Raw genomic sequence first — 15,916 nt, 5'->3', positions numbered from 1 at the left:
GGGTCAGGCGCCGCTGACGGCGTCCGACTTCACCTCGGTGGCTCCCGCCTGGGCGGGGAGAGTCACGGAGGAGGACTTCCTGCCCTGCCGCAGCCTCTTCTCCAGCCGGCCCGCGAGGGTGGTGAGGAGGGCGTTGAGGGCGATGTAGATCAGGGCGATGACCGTGAGGGTGGCGATCGTGTTGGCGCCGTAGTTGGCGGTGATCTGCCGGTTCTGGCTGAGGAGTTCCGCGAAGCCGAGCAGGGCGCCGCCGAGCGCGGTGTCCTTGACGATCACGACGAGCTGGCTGACCAGGGCCGGGAGCATGACGGTCACGGCCTGCGGCAGCAGGACGTACAGCATGGTCTGGCCCTTGCGCATGCCGAGCGCGACGGCCGCGTCGCCCTGGCCGCGGGGCAGCGAGAGCACGCCGGCCCGGACGACCTCGGCGATGACGGAGGCGTTGTAGAGCACCAGGCCGGTGACGACCGCGTACAGCGGGCGGAAGTCGGAGCTGACGGTCGTGAACTCCCGGTAGAGCTGGTTGGCGAACATCATCAGGAGCAGGACCGGGATGGCGCGGAAGAACTCCACGAGGGCGCCGACGGGCACGCGGACCCAGCGGTGGTCGGAGAGCCGGCCGATGCCGAGGGCCGCGCCGAGCGGCAGGGCGATCACGATGGAGAGCGCGGCGGCCTTGAGGGTCTCGGTGAGACCGGGCAGCAGGTACGTCGTCCAGACCTCGGAGTCGGTGACGAACGGGCTCCACTTGTCCGCGTCCAGCTGGTGCTTGGCGTTCAGGGCGCCGAGCACCCACCAGGCCACCAGGGCGAGGACCGCGAGGAAGACGATCGTGTAGACGACGTTGCGCCGCTTGGCGCGTGGGCCGGGGGTGTCGTACAGGACGGAGCTCATCGCTTCACCGCCAGTCGCTTGGCCGCCCAGCCGAGGATCAGGCCGGTGGGGAGGGTGAGGACGATGAAGCCGAAGGCGAAGATCGCGAAGACGGTGAAGAGCGCGTCGGTCTCGTTCTCGAGCATCGTCTTCATCAGGAGCGAGGCCTCGGCGGCGCCGATCGCGGCCGCCACCGTGGTGTTCTTGGTGAGGGCGATCAGGACGTTCGCGAGGGGGCTCACCGAGGCCCGGAAGGCCTGCGGGAGGATCACGAGCCGGAGGACCTGGGTGAAGCTCAGGCCGAGTGCGCGGGCGGCCTCGGCCTGGCCCGGCGGCACGGTGTTGATGCCCGAGCGCAGTGCCTCGCAGACGAAGGTGCCGGTGTAGGCGACGAGTCCGAGGACGGCGAGGCGGAAGCCGATGTTCTCGAAGCTTTCCGCGCCGAGCGTGATGAGCAGGGTCTGGTTGAGGCCCAGCAGGCAGGCGACGAGGACCACCGTCAGCGGAGTGTTCCGGACGATGTTCACGTACGCGGTGGCGAAGCCCCGCATGAGCGGGACCGGGCTGACCCGCATGGCGACCAGGGCGGTGCCCCAGACCAGTGAGCCGATCGCCGAGTAGAGGGCGAGCTGAGCCGTCACCCAGAAGGCGCCGAGCAGGTCGTACTGCCCGGAATCAAGAAAGTCGAACACGATGCCCCGCGCTCTCCCCTGGTGGTCGGTCGGTGTGGAGGCCGCCGCGGGGGCGGCGGCCGGTGCCGGTGCGACGGCCGCCCGGGTGCGGGGCGGCCGTCACGGCTTCGGGCGGGCGGGTTACTTCGCGATCGCCGGCGCGGGCTCGTACTTGTAGCCGGAGGGGCCGAAGTTCGCCTTGACGAGCTTCTCCCAGGTGCCGTCGGAGACCATCTTCTCCAGCGCCTTGTTGATCTTGCCGCGCAGCTCGTCGTCGCCCTTCTTCAGGCCGATGCCGTAGTTCTCGTCGCTCATCTTCAGGCCGACGAGCTTGAACTTGCCCTGGAGCTCCTTCTGCGAGGCGTAGCCCGCGAGGATGGAGGCGTCCGTGGTGAGGGCGTCGACGGCCTTGTTCTCCAGGCCGGTGAGGCACTCGGAGTAGCCGCCGAGCTGCTGGAGGTTCGCCTTCGGGGCGAGCTTCTCCTTGACGTTCTGCGCGGAGGTCGAGCCGGTGACCGAGCAGAGCTTCTTGGAGTTGAGGTCCTCGACCTTGGTGATCGAGGCGTCGCCGGCGCGGACGAGGAGGTCCTGGTGGGTCAGGAAGTACGGACCCGCGAAGTCGACCTCCTTCTTGCGCTTGTCGTTGATCGAGTAGCTGGCGACGACGAACTTCACGTCGCCGTTCTTGATCAGGTTCTCGCGCTCGGCGCTCGGCGCCTGCTTCCAGTTGATCTTGTCCTCGGAGTAACCGAGCTCCTTCGCCACGTACTTGGCGACGTCGACGTCGAAGCCGGTGTACTTGCCGTCCGGGGTCTTCAGGCCCAGGCCCGGCTGGTCGAACTTGATGCCGATGGTGATCTTGTCGCCGTTGCTGCCGGAGTCGGAACCGCCGCCACAGGCGGTGGCGGTCAGGGAGAGGACGACGGCGGCCGCGGCGGCGGCGGAGACGCTGCGAAGCTTCATGGTGGAAAACCCCTTGAGTAGGCGTGAGTTGGGAAGAATAGGTCCGAACTCGCTCAGTGGTGAAGGATCTTGGAGAGGAAGTCCTTGGCCCGGTCGCTGCGCGGGTTGCTGAAGAACTCCTCGGGCGTCGCCTGCTCGACGATGCGCCCGTCGGCCATGAAGACGACCCGGTTGGCGGCGGAGCGCGCGAAGCCCATCTCGTGGGTCACGACCACCATCGTCATGCCGTCCCGGGCCAGCTGCTGCATGACCTCCAGGACCTCGTTGATCATCTCCGGGTCGAGGGCCGAGGTCGGCTCGTCGAAGAGCATGACCTTCGGGTCCATCGCGAGCGCGCGGGCGATCGCCACGCGCTGCTGCTGACCACCGGAGAGCTGAGCGGGGTACTTGTCCGCCTGGGTGCCGACCCCGACCCGGTCGAGCAGGGCCCGGGCCTTGGCCTCGGCGGCCTTCTTCTCCGTCTTGCGGACCTTGATCTGGCCCAGCATCACGTTCTCGAGCACCGTCTTGTGCGCGAAGAGGTTGAACGACTGGAAGACCATGCCGACGTCGGACCGGAGCCGGGCGAGCTCCCTGCCCTCCTGCGGCAGCGGCTTGCCGTCGATGGTGATGGTGCCGGAGTCGATGCTCTCCAGCCGGTTGATCGTGCGGCACAGCGTCGACTTGCCGGACCCGGACGGCCCGATCACGACCACGACCTCGCCGCGGGCGATCGTCAGATCGATGTCCTGGAGGACATGCAGCGCGCCGAAGTGCTTGTTCACGTCGGACAGTACGACCAGGTCCTCCGCGGCACGCGGGGTGTCCTCGGGGCTCTTGGACACTGACTCTCCGCTCATCGGCCTCTTGCTCCGTCCTCCTCGGTTGGGGAGGACACTAGAGACCCGATGTGACGAGCGTCATCACATCTGAGCGGAAATTGAGGATAACGATCCGGCCGCGAACGGACACAGTGGGTGAAGGCGACGCCTGGGCCGTACCGGGTCCATAACGGAAACGGCGCCGTCACGGGGGGACACTTGACTGTGACACCCGTGTTCGGTGTTCATGCCCTGGTGGCACCTGGTACACAGAGAGCCGCCGCCGGCACGTCACAGCCCTCGGCACATCACGACGGAATCATCACGGAGGAGGTACGCATGCGACTGCTGCTCGTCGAGGACGACGACCACGTCGCCGCCGCACTCTCCGCGATCCTCGCGAAGCACGGCTTCACGGTCACCCACGCCCGCAACGGCGAGGAGGCGCTCCAGGCCGTCCTGCCCACCGCCCAGGGCGAGCGGCCCTCCTACGGGGTGATCCTGCTCGACCTCGGCCTGCCCGACCAGGACGGCTACCAGGTCTGCGGCCGCATCCGGAAGCTCACCACCACCCCGGTGATCATGGTGACCGCGCGCGGAGACGTGCGCTCCCGCATCCACGGCCTCAACCTCGGCGCCGACGACTACGTCGTCAAGCCCTACGACCCCGGCGAGCTCCTCGCCCGCATCCACGCCGTCAGCCGGCGCAGCACCGGAGCCGAGGAGACCGGCGGGACCACGGGCGCCGCCGACGGGACCGTGCTGCGGCTCGGCTCCCTCGCCATCGAGCTGCCCACCCGCCGGGTCAGCGTCGACGGCGAGAGCGTCCCGCTCACCCGCAAGGAGTTCGACCTGCTCGCCCTCCTCGCCCAGCGGCCCGGCGTCGTCTTCCGCCGCGAGCAGATCATCAGCGAGGTCTGGCGCACCAGTTGGGAGGGGACCGGCCGCACCCTGGAGGTGCACGTCGCCTCCCTGCGCTCCAAGCTGCGGATGCCCGCCCTGATCGAGACCGTGCGGGGCGTCGGCTACCGCCTCGTCGCCCCCGCCGCGTAACGCTCCCGGACGGCCCCCGACGTGCGCACCCGACTCCTCCCGCTGCTCATCGTGCTGATGGCCGGCGTGCTGCTGGCCCTCGGCTTCCCGCTCGCCGCCAGCCTCGCCGCGTCCGAGCAGCAGCGGGTCGTCGTCGACCGCCTCGACGACGCCGCGCGCTTCGCCGCCCTCGCCCAGTTCGTCGGCGAGAGCAGCGCCGGCGCCGACGAGCGGCGCGCGATCCTCGGCGGCGAACTCGCCAGCTACCACGACGTGTACGGCATCCGCGCCGGGATCTTCTACCGCGACAACCGGGCCATGGCCGCCGCCCCCGAGGACTGGACCGTCCCGTACGAAGGGGAGGGCCGGCGCGCCTTCAACGAGGCGCTGCTCGGACGCCGCAGCCACGACCCGCCCCAGGTCTGGCCCTGGCAGGGGGACGCGCGGCTCACCATCGCCTCCCCCGTCGTCCGCGACGGGGACGTCGTCGCCGTCGTCGTCACCGACTCGCCCACCGGGCAGCTCCGCTCCCGCATCCTGCGCGGCTGGCTGCTGATCTTCGCGGGCGAGGCCGCCGCGATGCTCCTCGCCGTCGGCGCCGCCTTCCGGCTCACCGGCTGGGTGCTGCGCCCGGTCCGCGTCCTCGACGCCGTCACCCACGACATCGCCACCGGGCGGATGAACTCGCGCGTCGCCGCCACCGGCGGCCCGCCCGAACTGCGGCGCCTCGCCCGCTCGTTCAACGAGATGGCCGACAACGTCGAGGACGCGCTCGAACAGCAGCGGGCCTTCGTCGCCGACGCCTCCCACCAGCTGCGCAACCCGCTGGCCGCGCTGCTGCTGCGCATCGAGCTGCTCGCCCTGGAGCTCCCCGAGGGCAACGAGGAGATCGCCTCCGTACGGACCGAGGGCAAGCGCCTCGCCCAGGTCCTCGACGACCTCCTCGACCTGGCGCTCGCCGAGCACGTGGCGGCCGAGCTGCGGTTCACCGACGTCGGCGCGCTCACCGGCGAGCGGGTCGCGTCCTGGCGCCCGGTCGCCGAGGACAAGGGCGTCACGTTGACCGGGGAGTGCGGAGCGGTCACCGCCTGGGCGGACCCGGTGGCCCTCTCCAGCGCCCTGGACGCCGTGATCGACAACGCGCTGAAGTTCACCCCCGCGGGGGAGGAGGTCACGGTCACGGTCGTCCCCGACCGGTCGACCGTCGCCGTGGTCGTCGCCGACCACGGGCCCGGCCTCACCGAGGAGGAGCTCGGCCGGATCGGCGACCGCTTCTGGCGCTCGGGCCGCCACCAGAACGTCAAGGGCTCGGGCCTCGGCCTCTCCATCGCGCGCGTCCTGCTGACGGCGGGCGGCGGAGGCGTGACCTTCGCCCCGAACGAACCGCACGGCCTGCGGGTGACGGTCACCGTCCCCCGGTACGCGCCCGCTGATCTGTAGGACGCGGTACGCGGCGCCTCAGGGCTCCACCGACCGGTTCAGGGCTTCACCGACCGGTAGTAGCGGCGGGCGCCGTCGTGGAGTTTCAGGGGCTCCGTGTACACGGCGGTGCGCAGGTCCACCAGCTGGGCCGAGTGGACCTGGCGGCCGATCGCGTCCCGGCTCCTGATCACCGTACGGGTGAAGCCCTCGACCAGGTCGTCGTCGGCGTCCACCGTGGTGACCAGCAGGTTCGCCACCGCCAGGGTCTCGATCGGCCACCCGTCCTGTGCCTCGGAGTACGCGTCCGCCGGGATCACCGCGGACCGGTAGTAGCGGGTCGAGTCGCCGGCGTCGTGCAGCGCGTCGACCAGCCGCGCGTCCAGCGGGATCAGCCGGATCTGGAAGCGTGCGGACAGCTCCTGCACCGCCTGGGTCGGCAGCCCGCCCGACCAGAAGAAGGCGTCGAGCTCGTCCCGCTCCAGGAGTCCCGGCATCGTGTCGATGCCCGCCGAGACCGCCTCGACGTCCCGGTCGGGGGCCAGGCCCGCGGCCGCGAGGACCCGGTCGGCGATCAGGCGCACGCCGGACCCCGGCTGGCCGACCCCGACCCGGAGCCCGCGCAGGTCCTGGACCTTTCGGAGCGAGGAGCGCTTGCGCACGACGAGCTGCACGTAGTCGTCGTAGAGCCGTGCGCAGCCGCGCAGCCGCTCGAAACCGGGCCTGCGCTCGCGCTGGTACTGGGCCACCGCGTCGGCCGTGGCGATGGTGAAGTCGGCCTCGCCCGTGGCGACCCGGGCCAGGTTCTGCTGGGAGCCCTCGCTCTCCTTGAGCGTTATCGACACCTCGGGCAGGTCCTGCGCCAGGGCGTTCTTGAGGAGGTCGCCGTACCGCTGGTAGACGCCGGTGGGGACGCCCGTACTGAAGGTGACCGAGCCGCTCGGGGCGGGGGAGCCGAAGGGAACGAGCCACCACACCAGCACCCCGCACAGCGCGAGCAGCGCGGCCGTGACCGCCAGGGCGCGGCGGGCGGTGCGGGAGAGGGAGGGGAGCATGTGTGCGATCCTGCCAGGTCACCGCCGTCCCTGGCCAGGGTCGGCGGCGCGGGGCGCCGGGGCGTTGCCGGCACGAGGGGCCGCGCGGTACCCGGCGAGGGGGTCGCACGGCTCGGCTCCGGGCCCGGAGGCGGACCGGGCCCGGCCGGGGCACCGCTCCGTGTGCCCGCCCTCCCCGGGCGGGGGCCCGTCGCCCCGCGGGACGACGGGCCGCCCGGGGACCGAGGCGGGTACGGGACAGGATTCTGATCTCCCCCGGGACAGGGTTCTGAATCTCCCCCGGGACAGGGTTCTGGTCTCCCCGGCGGGGATGGTTCTAGTCTCCTCGGGGGGGCGTACGAGAGCGCCGCGTCCGGTCGGCGGGCGGCTCCGGCGGACCGTCGGCCGGGTGGGCGAGGGTCCCGTCATGTGCGCTCGCCCGCCCTCTCGTCCGGGCCCCGAATCCCTGCGAACGGGTGGGCCGGCGGGCCCGTGGACGACCCGGATCCGACCCCGCGCGGCGGCGGCCCCGAGTGCGCTCCGCCGAAGTGGTGAGCGGCCCCGTCGGCGCGCGCCGTGCCGTGTGTCCTGCCGGGGCGCCGGGGCCCCGGCGGTTAGCGTCGGAGCGCGCTCGGTGATCTTGAGGACAGTCCCCTGTCCGCCCCTGGCACCCCTTCCGAGCGCCCCGAACACCCCTGTCCCGAGGGAGTTCCCATGCCCACGCCGAAGGCATCGGCCCGCCGGCCGCCGTCCCGTACGGGGCGCGGGCCGCGCCCCCGCCGAGCAGCCCGTCACCGTCCTCGACGGCGACGTCGCCGACCCGGTCACGTGAGGGGCGACGGCCCCGTGCCCGAGGCCGAGGAGCAGCGCCGCGCCGCCGCCCGCCGCCTCACCCCGCCACGGCGGTGAGGCGGCGCACCACCTCGTCCCGGCCCAGTGCCCGGGCCACGGCGACGAGGTCCGGGCTGCGGGTGGCGCCCGTCAGCGCGACCCGGGCCACGTTCGCGACCAGCCGCGGCGGCCCCGCCCAGCGGCCCGGGTCCCGGCGCCAGGAGGCCGTGTCCGGGGCGAAGCCGTGGCGGCCGGCGATCCCCGCGAGCTCCGCGTACCACCGGTCGGGGGCGACGGCCGCGAACTCGGCGGCGATCGACCGCACCAGCTCCTCGGGAAGGCCGCCGTAGCGGTCGTCCCCGGGCGCCGGGGCTGGGCCGAAGAGCTCCGCGAAGAAGAAGCCGTACCGGTCGCGGAAGCACGACCAGCGCTCCAGGTCCTTGCGGGCGGGCGCGCCCTCCGGCCGGCCCGTGGCCACGGCCGCCAGGGCGAGGTCCTCGTGGCGGGCGAGGACGGAGGCGAGCTCCGGGTCGTGCTCCCGCGCCCAGGCGAGCAGCTGCCCGTACAGCTCCCGCGGGGTGAGCGAGGCGATGAACTCGCGGCTCAGCGAGTGCAGCTTGGGCAGGTCGAGCAGCGGGCCCGAGGGGCGCATGCCGTCCAGCCGGACCTCGGCGGCGAGCGCCTCGGCGGTGGGGACGTCCATCAGCCGGATGTTGGCGAGGCCCCGCAGATAGTGCTGGACCGCGGCGGGCGGATAACCCGCGGACAGGTAGTAGTCCACCGACGCCTCGGGGTCCTTGCGCTTGCTGAGCTTGCGGCGCGAGGACCCCTCCGCCTTCATGAGCGGGGCGAGGTGCGCGTACGCGGGCGGCTCGAAGCCCAGCGCGGCGTGCAGCTGCAGATGGACCGGGGTCGAGGAGAGCCACTCCTCGCCGCGCACCACCAGCGTCACCCGCATCAGGTGGTCGTCCACCACGTGCGCGAAGTGATAGGTGGGCAGCGGGAGTTCCTCCTCGGAGGACTTCAGGAGGACGATGTCGTTGCCGTTGTCCTGCATGGTGACGGAGGCCCGGATGCGGTCCGTGAACCGGACCCGGCCGGGGAACTCGTACGGGCAGCGGAACCGCACCACGTACGGTTCGCCCGCCGCGAGCCGCCGCGCCGCCTCCTCCGGCGCCAGCGTCCGGCACGGCGCCCACCGCCCGTAGTAGCCGAGCGGGGAGCGGCCCGCGCGCTGCTCCTCCGCGCTCCGCGCCAGGAGGTCCTTGCCGCAGAAGCAGGGATAGGCGCGGTCGCGGCGGAGGAGGTCCCGCACGTGGGAGAGGTAGACGTCCCGGCGCTCCGACTGGAGGTACGGCCCCCACGCCCCGTCCCCGGCGACGCCGCCCTCGTCCGGGGCGAGGCCGAAGGCGTCGAGCAGCCGGGAGAACTCCTCCGCGGCGCCCGCCACCTGCCGGGACCGGTCGGTGTCCTCGACGCGCAGCACGTGCACCCCGCCCGACTGCCGGGCGAGCGCCCGGGCCACGGCCGCCGTGTAGAGGCCGCCGATGTGCAGGTGTCCGGTGGGGCTCGGGGCGAAGCGCGTGACCTCGGCGCCGTCCGGCAGGGCGCGCGGCCCGAACCGCCGCTCCCAGTCGGCCGGTTCCGGGAGGTCGGGCGGGAACATCGCGTTGATGACGGACAGGTCGAGCACGGTGGACTCCCTCCTGGGTTTCCTGGAGTGCCTGGGTTCCTGGAGAGCCTGGGTTCCTGGAGGGAACCACCGTAGGCCGGTGACCGGCCGATTCGAGCGGGGCGAGGGCCGGAGGCTGCGGAACTCCGAACCCTCTTCGGCGTTGTGGCCCCCCGGGACCGCCGGACGTCAGTAGCGTCCCGAGGACCGTTCCGTACGACGACCACAAGGGGGTGCGATGGGCGGCACGCGCGCGGTGGGCCTGCTCGCGCTCGGCTCCTTCGCCATGGGGACCGACGCCTACGCGATGGCCGGACTGCTCCCGGACATGGGCGCGGACCTGGACGTCTCCGTCTCCCTCGCGGGCCAGTCCGTCACCGCCTTCACCCTCTGCTACGCACTGGCCGCGCCGCTCCTCTCGGCCGTCCTCGCCCGCCGGGGCACCCGGGCGCTCCTCGTCACCGCGCTCGTCGTCTTCGTCCTCGCCAACACCGGTACGGCGCTCGCCGGTTCGTACGCCGCGCTCCTCGGCACCCGTGCCCTCGCCGGTGCCGGAGCCGGCCTCTTCACCCCCGCGGCGGCCACCGCGGCCGTCGCGCTCGTCCCGCCCGAGCGGCGCGGGCGCGCCCTCGGCCTGGTCCTCGGAGGGATGAGCGCGGGCACCGTGCTCGGCGTGCCGCTCGGGCTGCTCGTCGCGGACGCCGCCGGCTGGCGGGCCGCCCTGTGGCTGATCAGCGCGCTCGGCCTGGTCGCGCTGCTCGGCGTCGCGACGGCGCTGCCGCCCGTGCGGGGAGCCGCCGCGCCCTCGCTGCGGGCCCGGATCGGCGCCCTCGCCCGGCCCCGGGTCGCCGTGGTCGTCGCCGTCACCTTCACCCAGACCGTCGCCAGCCTCGGGCTCTACACCTACCTCGAACCGGTGCTGCGCCGCGTCGCCGACGTGGGCAGCGCGGTGCCGTACCTGTGGGTCTGGGGCATCGGCGGGGTCTGCGGCAGCCTCCTCGCCGGCACCCTCGTCGACCGGACGGGGCGGCCCGCCCGCCTCGCGGTCGCGCTCCTCGGCGTCCTCGGCGGCGCCCTGGCACTGCTGCCGTGGACCGGCGCCGTGCCCGGTCTCGTCCTGCTGCCCCTGCTCGTCTGGGGCGCGGTCGGCTGGGCCTTCGTCGTCCCGCAGCAGCACCGGCTCCTCGCGCAGGACGGCGGCGCCGCCGCCGTCGGCCTCAACAGCTCCGCCACCTACCTCGGCGGCGCCGTCGGCTCCGCGCTCGGCGGCCTCGTCCTCGCCCACGGGCTCGACGCCGGCCGGCTGCCGCTCCTGGCCGCCGCGGTCGCGCTCGCGGGAGTCCTCTTCCACCTCACCGTCGCCCGGCGGGTCGCCCGGCGCGACGCCCGTACGACGGACCACGCCCCCGGGACCGGACCGCACGTCCCGGACAACGCCCCCGGGGACGGAGCCGCGGACGCGACCGCGGCCGAGTCCCCCGAAAGGAACGCCTCATGAAATTCGGCGTCAATCTGCCCAACTACGGCCCCGAAGCCACCCCCGACGCCCTCGCCGACTGGGCGCTGAGGATCGAGGCGATGGGCTACCACTACGCCATGGTCTCCGACCACGTCGCGCTCACCCCGGACGTCCAGCACCTCTTCCCCGCCCCGTTCTACGACCCCTTCGCGACCCTCGCCTGGCTCGCCGGCGTCACCAGGACGGTGGGGCTCGGCACGACGGTGACGATCCTCCCGTACCGGCACCCCGTGCACACCGCCCGCGTCGCCGCCAACATCGACCGGTTCAGCAACGGGCGGCTGGTGTTCGGCGCGGCGGCCGGCTGGGCCGCGCGGGAGTTCGCGGTCCTCGACGTGCCGTACCGCAAGCGCGGGGCCATCAGCGACGAGTACCTCGCCGCCATCAAGGCCTGCTGGGCCGACGAGGTCGCCTCCTTCGACGGCGCCCACGTCTCCTTCCGCGAGGTCCACACCGGGCCGCTGCCCGTGCAGCGCCCCGGCCCGCCCGTCTGGGTCGGCGGCCACAGCTACGGGGCGCTGCGCCGGGCCGTCCGCCTCGGCGACGCCTGGCACCCCACCTCCGTCTCCGGCGACTGGCTCCTCGGCGTGGGACTGCCCACGCTCCGCCAGGTCGCCGAGGAGCAGGAGTTGCCGGTGCCGGGCCTCTGTCCCCGGATCAAGCTGCGGGTCACGCCCCGGCCGCTGGGCCCGGGGCGGCTGCTCGGCGAGGGCACCTCGGCGCAGATCGCCGACGACCTCGGGCTCCTCCAGGACCTGGGCGCGAGCGCCGTCGTCCTCGACCCCACCTACCCGGGCGACCGGCGGGAGCCGGGCCGCACGGCGCGGGACCTGGACGTCCTGGAGACGCTGGTCAAGGAGGTCATCGACGTGGACGCCGGCTGCGTACGATGAGAAAGCGCTGACGGAGAGCGGGGGAGGGGTGCGGGACGTGACCGATCTGGACCTGCGGAAGCTGCGCGTGCTCAGGGAGCTCAGCGAGCGCGGCACCGTCAGCGCCGCCGCCCGGGCCCTCCACCTCACCCCGCAGGCCGTCTCCCAGCAGATCAGCGCCCTGGGACGGGAGTTGGGCGTCCCGCTCACCGAGCCGTCCGGTCGCCGGCTGCGCCTCACCGGCGCGGCGCGGATCGTGCTCCGGCACGCCGACGCCGTCTTCACCCAGGTCGAGCAGATGCGGGCGGAGCTCGCCGCGCACGGCAGCGGCGAGCGCGGCGAGGTCGCGGTGGCCGGTTTCTCCACCACCCTCTCGGCGCTGATCCTGCCCGCCGTGGCCCGGCTGCGGGAGACCCGGCCGCTCCTGCGGACCTCGCTCGCCGAGGTCGACCCGCCGGAGAGCTTCTCCATGCTGCACCGCGGTGAGACGGACGTCGTCATCTCGGCGGACGCCGCGGGCTCGGTCGGCGAGGACCCGCGGTTCCACCGGGTCGCGCTCTGCGAGGACCCCTTCGACATCGCCCTGCCGGAGGGCCACCGGCTCCTCGACAACCCCCGGCTGCTCCTCGCCGACCTCGCCGAGGAGACCTGGATCTTCGCGACCACGGGCCTGTGCCACGACATCGGCGTCGCCGCCTGTACGGCCGCCGGGTTCACCCCGCAGGCCTCCCACGCCATTGGCGACTGGGACGCCACCCTGGCGGCGGTGCGACTCGGCCTCGGGGTCGCGCTCGTCCCGCGGATGGCCAAGCCGGCGCCGCGGCCCGAGGTGACGATCCGCGCGTTCAGCGAGCAGGCCCCGTCCCGCACGGTCTTCGCGGCCGTACGGGAGGGCAGCCAGACCTCCCCGGAGATCGCCGCCGTCCTGGACGCGCTCCGCACGGTGGCCCGGGCGGCCGTCGCCGCCTGACCAGGCGGAACACGATTCGCCACGGCTCGTGGACGGTACCGTCCACGAGCCGTTGCTGGACCCGCCCGGCCGCCGCTGCGAGGCTCGTTCCCGTACCGCGGACCCCTTCGCGCGCCCCTTCTCCTCCGCCTTCTCTCCTCCTGGATCGGGAACACCCATGTCCAAAGCCACCTACGCGCGGCTGGCCGCGCTGAGCCTCATCTGGGGCTCCGTCTTCCTGTGGATCAAGATCGCCGGATACGGCTTCTCACCCGTGCAGATGGTGCTGATCCGGCTCGCCCTCGGCGCCGTCGTCATCCTCGCCATCGGCTACGCGAAGGGGCTGCGACTGCCCAAGGAGCCCGCCGTCTGGGGGCATCTGACGGTCGCCGCCCTCCTCGGCAACGCCGTCCCCTGGACCCTCTACGCCGAGGGCGAGATCGCCGGCTCCAGCAGCGTCGCCGCCGTGGTCAACGGCAGCGCGCCGATCTGGACCCTGGCCGCCGCCCTGCTCCTCGGCCAGGAGAAGCGGGTCTCCGGATTCAAGGCGGGCGGCGTGCTGCTCGGCCTCGGAGGCACCGCGCTCATCGCCTCGCCCTGGAACGCGGCCTCGGCGGGCACCGGTTGGAGCATCCTCTGCTTCGTCCTCGGCTCGATCAGCTTCGGCGCCAGCTTCGCGTACATGGGCAGGTTCCTGGTGGGCAAGGGGATTCCGCCGCTGATGCTGGCGGGCGGACAGCTCAGCGCGGCGACCGTGCTGCTCCTCGCCGCCTTCCCGTTCCTCGGCCTCCAGTCCGTGACCTGGCGCGCCGACTCGGTGATCTCGGTCCTCGTCCTCGGCGTGGTCTGCACCGGCTTCGCCGCGCTGCTCAACTTCGAGCTGATCATCAAGGACGGGCCCACCGTGGCCTCCACCGTCACCTATCTGATGACCGCGGTGGCCGTCGTGCTCGGCGCCGTCGTGCTGCGCGAACCGCTCGGCTGGACCGTGTGGCTCGGCGCGGTGGCGGTGCTCGCCGCCACCGGCCTGCTGCGGCGCAAGCCGAAGCCGGCGGCCGAACCGGCCCCCGAGGCCGCCCCCGTGCCGACGCCGGCGACGGCCGATTAGCCGGACGCATTCAGCACCGAGGAACCCAGAAATGCCGGGCCGGTACCCGCAATATTGCGTTCACCAATGGAGCGGGTGCCGGATGGTAGCGTCGCAAGCGGAAACACCCGGCCTTTATGGGGGAGTCGCACGTGGCTTTTGTGGTCGAACTCGTTTTCCGTGGCAATGAGACGGACCGGTTGAGTTTCGGAGAGGCACACCGGGCCTACTGGAAAAAAATGGCCGCGCGCGGCATCCTGCTCGGCGGCGGCCCCTGGCGGGACGGCACCGGGGAGTTCCTGGTCTGCGAGGCCCCCGACCGCCGCACCCTCTTACGGGTGCTGTACGCCGACCCGTACGCGCAGGCGCAGGTCATCGGCGAACTGAGGGTCCGGGAATGGAACGCCGTCATGGGCCACGTGGTCCTCGCCGGCCTCGAACGCTCCACCGGAGGCGCCGGGACCCACGAGCGAATACGCGGGGGCGTGCCGGCCCCCGGCACGCCGCCCGTCCCGCCGGCCCCCGGCACGCCGCGCATCCCGCCGGCCCCCGGCGCGCCGCCCGCCCCGCCGAGCGCCCGTGAGGAGCTGACCGCCCACGAGCGGCGCATCGCCACGATGATGCTCGACGGCCTGACCAACAAGCAGATCGCCGAGTCCTTCACGGTCTCCACCCGGGCCGTGGAGCTGCACATCACCCGGATCTACCGGAAGCTCGACATCCGCAGGCGCGCCCAACTGGCCGCTGCCATCGACCGGTTCGAAGCCGCCCTGGCCTGCTGATCCGCACCTCCGCACGCACACACCGACGATGGGAGTCACCATGCCGCTGGTCGAGATAACCGTTCCCGAGGGCACCCTCTCCGAGGCCGCCGCGGAGGTCCTGCAGCAGCGGGTCGCCGACTCCGTGCTGACGGCCATGGAGCTGCCCCACACCGACTTCTTCGCCGCCGCCACCTGGGTGTACGTCCGCGAGGCCGCCAAGGGGCTCGCGACCACCGGCGCCGGCCGGCCCCCGGGCGTGCTGGTCGTCGTCACGCCCCTGGAGGGCTTCCTCACCCCCGAGCGGAACGAGGCGCTGGCCGTCGAGGTCACCCGGCACGTCCACGAGGCGACGGGCCCCGACACCGTCGTATGGCTCGTCGTGAACGAGATCCCGGAGGGGAACTGGGCCGTGAACGGCGGACTGACCCGCCGCGCGAAGATCGACGAACTCGTCGCCGAGGCCTCGTCCCCGGCGAGCTGAATTCCGTATTCCTTTTGCCGGAGGCGCCGCACCGTATTCACGGTGCGGCGCCTTCCGCATTTCCGGCGCCCCGTCAAGGGGTGCGGATTCCCGTATCGATGTGCGGGGCACCCCGCCCGTACGGTGATCTCAATGGCACCGACGGATGGGAGAGACTCGTTCATGGCTCTGCAATCGGCGCCGCGGCTCGGTGTGGTGGTTCCGTCCGGAAACGCCGCCGCCGAACCCGAGATCGGCAGCCTCGTAAGCCCCGCATTCAATGTCCACACCTCGCGATTCCCGGTACTCCCCGGAAAAGACCTGCGCGGCCGTCTGGAGAAGTACAACGACGTGCTCCCCGAAGTGCTCGGGAATTTCGGCGGACTGCGTCTCGACGCGGCCGTCGTCTCCTGCACCGGCTCGCACTACCTCCTCACCCCCGAAGGCGACCGCGCCCTCTGCGCGGAACTCTCCGAGCGCGTCGGAGCACCCGTGCGGTCCGCCGCCCTGGCCATCCTCGACACCGCGCGGGCCGTGGGGGCCGAGCGGCTCGTCCTCGTCTCGCCGTACGAGCCCTGGCTCACCGAACTCTCCCACGCCTACTGGGAGTCGGCCGGGCTCACGGTCGACCGCGTCGTGAAGATCCGGGCCGGAGCGCGCTTCTCGCCGTACGACGTGACCACCGGGGAACTCGTCGCCCAGGTCCGGGAGGCCGAACTCCCCGAGGACGCCACCCTGTTGTTCACCGGCACCGGCATGTTCACCTTCGACGCCCTCGCCGAACTCGGCCGGGACAGCGGGCGCACCCTGCTCACCTCCAACCTGGCGAGCGCCTGGTGGGCCCGCGACACCCTCGGCCTCCCCGCCGACGGACCCGACGCCCACCCGCTGCTGCGCCGGCTGGCCGAGAAGACCGGCGGCCGTGACGGCGCCCCCGGGCCCGCCGCCGTGGCCGTGTCGTGAGCGGTCG

The 15,916-nt window shown here is 72.8% G+C and carries 15 protein-coding genes; 9 read left to right on the top strand and 6 right to left on the bottom strand.

What is annotated here, in order from left to right; genetic code table 11:
* Positions 1-3 precede the first annotated feature (3 nt).
* The 4 genes from ACIGW4_RS28270 to ACIGW4_RS28255 all read right to left on the bottom strand — a co-directional run bounded on the left by ACIGW4_RS28270 (position 4) and on the right by ACIGW4_RS28255 (position 3,346).
* Complete coding sequence (locus tag ACIGW4_RS28270; RefSeq protein WP_123455723.1) at positions 4-894, bottom strand: amino acid ABC transporter permease; 891 nt, start codon at positions 892-894, stop codon at positions 4-6.
* Entirely contained in the window at positions 891-1,565 is a 675-nt protein-coding gene (locus ACIGW4_RS28265) for an amino acid ABC transporter permease (RefSeq protein WP_398713628.1), read from the bottom strand. Before ACIGW4_RS28265 ends, ACIGW4_RS28270 begins: the two co-directional genes overlap by 4 nt.
* A 120-nt stretch (positions 1,566-1,685) precedes the next feature.
* Complete coding sequence (locus ACIGW4_RS28260) at positions 1,686-2,507, bottom strand: glutamate ABC transporter substrate-binding protein (protein ID WP_399583541.1); 822 nt, start codon at positions 2,505-2,507, stop codon at positions 1,686-1,688.
* A 53-nt stretch (positions 2,508-2,560) separates the two neighbouring features.
* Entirely contained in the window at positions 2,561-3,346 is a 786-nt protein-coding gene (locus tag ACIGW4_RS28255; RefSeq protein ID WP_123455726.1) for an amino acid ABC transporter ATP-binding protein, read from the bottom strand.
* A 300-nt stretch (positions 3,347-3,646) separates the two neighbouring features.
* Between ACIGW4_RS28255 and ACIGW4_RS28250 the strand changes: the two genes are divergently transcribed.
* Together ACIGW4_RS28250 and ACIGW4_RS28245 are read left to right on the top strand one after the other, a co-directional pair.
* On the top strand, positions 3,647-4,360 hold the full coding sequence (locus ACIGW4_RS28250) for a response regulator transcription factor (protein WP_123455727.1): 714 nt from the start codon (positions 3,647-3,649) through the stop codon (positions 4,358-4,360).
* Positions 4,361-4,381: 21 nt separating this feature from the next.
* Positions 4,382-5,779 (top strand): HAMP domain-containing sensor histidine kinase, encoded by a 1,398-nt coding sequence (locus tag ACIGW4_RS28245; RefSeq protein WP_359588333.1) that lies wholly within the window; start codon positions 4,382-4,384, stop codon positions 5,777-5,779.
* Between the two features lie 38 nt (positions 5,780-5,817).
* Here the strand turns inward: ACIGW4_RS28245 and ACIGW4_RS28240 are convergent, their stop codons facing one another.
* Positions 5,818-6,813: a TAXI family TRAP transporter solute-binding subunit gene (locus ACIGW4_RS28240; protein WP_123455729.1), complete on the bottom strand. Its 996-nt coding sequence runs from the start codon at positions 6,811-6,813 to the stop codon at positions 5,818-5,820.
* Positions 6,814-7,681: 868 nt separating this feature from the next.
* The gene (locus tag ACIGW4_RS28235; RefSeq protein WP_398713623.1) at positions 7,682-9,316 is read right to left on the bottom strand and encodes a glutamate--tRNA ligase; all 1,635 of its coding nucleotides are present in this window, start codon (positions 9,314-9,316) and stop codon (positions 7,682-7,684) included.
* A 217-nt stretch (positions 9,317-9,533) separates the two neighbouring features.
* Here ACIGW4_RS28235 and ACIGW4_RS28230 point away from each other — a divergent pair, with 217 nt between their 5' ends.
* From ACIGW4_RS28230 to ACIGW4_RS28200, 7 genes are all read left to right on the top strand, one after another.
* Complete coding sequence (locus tag ACIGW4_RS28230; RefSeq protein WP_359588339.1) at positions 9,534-10,793, top strand: MFS transporter; 1,260 nt, start codon at positions 9,534-9,536, stop codon at positions 10,791-10,793.
* Positions 10,790-11,707 (top strand): TIGR03619 family F420-dependent LLM class oxidoreductase, encoded by a 918-nt coding sequence (locus ACIGW4_RS28225; RefSeq protein WP_123455732.1) that lies wholly within the window; start codon positions 10,790-10,792, stop codon positions 11,705-11,707. The genes ACIGW4_RS28230 and ACIGW4_RS28225 overlap by 4 nt, the downstream gene beginning before the upstream one ends.
* 28 nt (positions 11,708-11,735) lie before the next feature.
* Complete coding sequence (locus ACIGW4_RS28220; RefSeq protein ID WP_123455733.1) at positions 11,736-12,656, top strand: LysR family transcriptional regulator; 921 nt, start codon at positions 11,736-11,738, stop codon at positions 12,654-12,656.
* 157 nt (positions 12,657-12,813) lie between these two features.
* Positions 12,814-13,743 (top strand): DMT family transporter, encoded by a 930-nt coding sequence (locus ACIGW4_RS28215; RefSeq protein ID WP_399583531.1) that lies wholly within the window; start codon positions 12,814-12,816, stop codon positions 13,741-13,743.
* Between the two features lie 179 nt (positions 13,744-13,922).
* Entirely contained in the window at positions 13,923-14,504 is a 582-nt protein-coding gene (locus tag ACIGW4_RS28210; RefSeq protein ID WP_399583529.1) for a LuxR C-terminal-related transcriptional regulator, read from the top strand.
* Between the two features lie 28 nt (positions 14,505-14,532).
* Positions 14,533-14,967 (top strand): hypothetical protein, encoded by a 435-nt coding sequence (locus ACIGW4_RS28205; RefSeq protein WP_359588345.1) that lies wholly within the window; start codon positions 14,533-14,535, stop codon positions 14,965-14,967.
* 162 nt (positions 14,968-15,129) lie between these two features.
* Complete coding sequence (locus tag ACIGW4_RS28200; RefSeq protein ID WP_398713615.1) at positions 15,130-15,909, top strand: arylmalonate decarboxylase; 780 nt, start codon at positions 15,130-15,132, stop codon at positions 15,907-15,909.
* Positions 15,910-15,916 lie beyond the last annotated feature (7 nt).

This window comes from Streptomyces sp. NPDC053513, from assembly GCF_044544765.1.
In the GTDB taxonomy this organism is placed as follows: domain Bacteria; phylum Actinomycetota; class Actinomycetes; order Streptomycetales; family Streptomycetaceae; genus Streptomyces; species Streptomyces litmocidini.
Note: the sequence above shows the minus strand (reverse complement) of the source record. Positions and strands in the feature narration are given on the sequence as shown.

Bases quoted from the DNA above. Each gene is read 5' to 3' on its own strand.
- ACIGW4_RS28270 (WP_123455723.1), bottom strand. From the start codon at position 894: ATGAGCTCCGTCCTGTACGACACCCCCGGCCCACGCGCCAAGCGGCGC.
- ACIGW4_RS28260 (WP_399583541.1), bottom strand. From the start codon at position 2,507: ATGAAGCTTCGCAGCGTCTCCGCCGCCGCCGCGGCCGCCGTCGTCCTC.
- ACIGW4_RS28255 (WP_123455726.1), bottom strand. From the start codon at position 3,346: ATGAGCGGAGAGTCAGTGTCCAAGAGCCCCGAGGACACCCCGCGTGCC.
- ACIGW4_RS28250 (WP_123455727.1), top strand. From the start codon at position 3,647: ATGCGACTGCTGCTCGTCGAGGACGACGACCACGTCGCCGCCGCACTC.
- ACIGW4_RS28240 (WP_123455729.1), bottom strand. From the start codon at position 6,813: ATGCTCCCCTCCCTCTCCCGCACCGCCCGCCGCGCCCTGGCGGTCACG.
- ACIGW4_RS28230 (WP_359588339.1), top strand. From the start codon at position 9,534: ATGGGCGGCACGCGCGCGGTGGGCCTGCTCGCGCTCGGCTCCTTCGCC.
- ACIGW4_RS28225 (WP_123455732.1), top strand. From the start codon at position 10,790: ATGAAATTCGGCGTCAATCTGCCCAACTACGGCCCCGAAGCCACCCCC.
- ACIGW4_RS28215 (WP_399583531.1), top strand. From the start codon at position 12,814: ATGTCCAAAGCCACCTACGCGCGGCTGGCCGCGCTGAGCCTCATCTGG.
- ACIGW4_RS28205 (WP_359588345.1), top strand. From the start codon at position 14,533: ATGGGAGTCACCATGCCGCTGGTCGAGATAACCGTTCCCGAGGGCACC.
- ACIGW4_RS28200 (WP_398713615.1), top strand. From the start codon at position 15,130: ATGGCTCTGCAATCGGCGCCGCGGCTCGGTGTGGTGGTTCCGTCCGGA.